Below are 2587 nucleotides of genomic sequence, written 5' to 3'. Positions count from 1 at the left end.
AATATTACCCAAAGCACCAGCAAATATTAAAGCTATACAAAGAATCAATATTTTATGACCGTTCTTTTTAATACTACTTACCAGCCAGTAACCTATTCCAAAGATTGCAAAAATTCTAAAAATTACTAGAATTAACTTACCATAATCACCAGGTATTTCCATTCCCCAGGCAGCTCCTGCGTTTTCATAAAAAAGTAATTGAAATTTACCCCAATCTACAATAGGATCGCTATTACTCGGAGTTAATGTGTAATTAAGTTTAATGTAAATCTTGCTAGCCTGGTCTATGATTAAGACAAGAAGAATTATGAAGATAGCCTTAGATAATTTCATTAATTATTTTTGAAAAGTGTAAAAATACTACTTCTTAGTCTTATTTGAATTGGTAATGTTACCAGAAACAGTTTCTAATGTAGCAAAATACTTAATTAATTTATCTTTTTCAAAAGGCGATATTTTACCAGTTTTAGAACGGCAGATGATATCGTAATTTTTTAATTCTACAAAAACATCTGCATATACAGAAATGTAGTGCATATTACCTTCTACCTTATTGATTTTGCAAGTTCCAGAGAGTTGATTAACATAGATATTCTTATAATCGCCAGTAATAGAAATGTCTGCAGCATTTGTGTTAATTACTAGTCTTTTATCTCTAGGTAAAATTAAGATGGCTGTTCCATCGATAATTTTATGCGCACTCAATTTGTCCTCTGGAAAAGAAAAGGATGGATTTATAGGGTCTCTTATCAATAGAGAATCATTGCGTACACGTCCAGATAAAATAACGGCATTTTTATACTCGCCATTTTGACTAGTTGTTATTTGAACACGATCCTCATTTGTGGTTTTGATAATTAAATTTAAATATTGATAAATATCTATATCTACTATTGTGAACTCACTTTCTGAGAATTGCGTCTCATTTTTAATGGAAGTGGCTGTTTGAGCATCCGCTTTCGCGAAAGCGGTACAACATAAAATAATAACACAAAAAAACCTTTGTATGTTAAAACAAGCTTGAAGTTGAATCATCATACAAAGGTATTGATCGTTTGATAAACCCAGTCAGTCAGAGTTAAGACTGCATGTTTTTAGCCTCTATACTAAGTGTCGCATGAGGTACTAACTCTAATCTTTTTTTGTTGATGAGTTTACCTGTAACTCTACAAACGCCATAAGATTTATTCTCAATTCTTATTAAAGCGTTTTTAAGATCTCGTATGAACTTTTCTTGACGTATAGCTAGTTGTGAACTGGTTTCCTTACTCATTACCGCACTACCTTCATCAAAAGCTTTGAATTGTGGAGCAGTATCTTCAGTTCCATTACTTGCATTATTCATGTAAGCACTTTTGATTAAATCGTATTGTTCTTTAGCCTCGGCAATTTTTTTGTTCAATAAATCTTTGAAGTAAGCAAGATCAGCATCGCTGTACCTCAATTTTTCATCTGTATTTAAGTCCATGTTTTATATTTTAGTAACCTTGATTGTGGTCGCAATATCGTCAAATTCAATAATTGTACCGTTATCAATATGTTGTGTTATGATTAAGCGGTCTGCAAGCGTTTCATCTTTGATATATTGTTCGTTTGCATGAAGAGCATCATCCATTTCATTATGAGAGATGACCTCTATGTTAATACGATCTGTTACCTCGAGTCCTGAGTCTTTTCTTATGTTTTGAATACGATTCACAAGTTCACGTGATATCCCTTCCTTTTTAAGCTCTGGCGATATAGTTACGTCGAGTGCTACAGTAATCCCAGACTGATTTGCTACTAACCATCCTTCTATGTCTGATGATGTAATCTCTACATCTTCAAGGGTCAAGATAATCTCATTTCCGTTTACATTTATCTTTTTCTCTCCAGTTTTTTCTAACAAAGCGATGTCCTCTTGTTGAAAACTTTTAATCTTGCCAGCTATTTGTCCCATAGCTTTACCAAAACGCGGCCCCAACGCTTTAAAATTAGGTTTGATTTCTTTTACTAGAATACCACTTGCGTCGTCAATAAGTTCTATTTCTTTCACATTCACTTCACTTTTTACAAGATCTGCGATGGCTTCTATTTGAGCTCTATCTTTAGTGTCTAGAACAGGTATCATAATACGCTGTAAGGGCTGGCGCACTTTAATGCTCTCTTTTTTACGCAACGATAAAGTCAGGCTAGATATCACTTGTGCTTTATGCATTTTTTCTTCTAGAGCAGCATCGATTACAGACTCATCTACTTGAGGGAATAAGGCTAAGTGTACACTTTCACTAGCATCATTTTCACAAACGCTTGTCAAATCTCTATACAGTTGATCCATAAAGAACGGCGCGATAGGTGCTCCTAATTGTGCCACTGTTTTCAAACAAGTGTATAAAGTCTGGTAGGCAGCAATTTTATCTTGCTCATAGCTTCCTTTCCAGAAACGTCTTCTACACAATCTCACGTACCAGTTACTTAAGTTCTCAGTGACAAATGTGGTGATCGCACGAGCTGCTTTAGTAGGCTCATAATCTTCATAGAATGCCGTTGCTTCCTTGATCAAAGTGTTTAACTCTGATAGAATCCAGCGGTCTATTTCTGGTCTTTC

At 34.5% G+C, this 2587-nt stretch carries 4 protein-coding genes; all 4 read right to left on the bottom strand.

Features of this window, described 5'->3' with window-relative positions; translation table 11 throughout:
* The coding region (locus A9Q93_RS06380) for a signal peptidase II (RefSeq protein ID WP_303686548.1) at positions 1–333 on the bottom strand (333 nt) is incomplete at its 3' end.
* Positions 334–360: 27 nt separating this feature from the next.
* Complete coding sequence (locus A9Q93_RS06375) at positions 361–1038, bottom strand: hypothetical protein (protein WP_303686547.1); 678 nt, start codon at positions 1036–1038, stop codon at positions 361–363.
* 40 nt (positions 1039–1078) lie between these two features.
* Complete coding sequence (locus A9Q93_RS06370; RefSeq protein WP_303686546.1) at positions 1079–1468, bottom strand: TraR/DksA C4-type zinc finger protein; 390 nt, start codon at positions 1466–1468, stop codon at positions 1079–1081.
* Positions 1469–1471: 3 nt separating this feature from the next.
* Positions 1472–2587, bottom strand: a 1116-nt coding sequence (locus A9Q93_RS06365; protein WP_303686545.1) for a DUF5915 domain-containing protein, incomplete at its 5' end; no start/stop codon positions are given.

It is taken from the genome of Nonlabens dokdonensis (assembly GCF_002162835.1).
Classification (GTDB): domain Bacteria; phylum Bacteroidota; class Bacteroidia; order Flavobacteriales; family Flavobacteriaceae; genus Nonlabens; species Nonlabens dokdonensis_B.
This window is presented reverse-complemented; position numbering and strand designations above follow the sequence as displayed.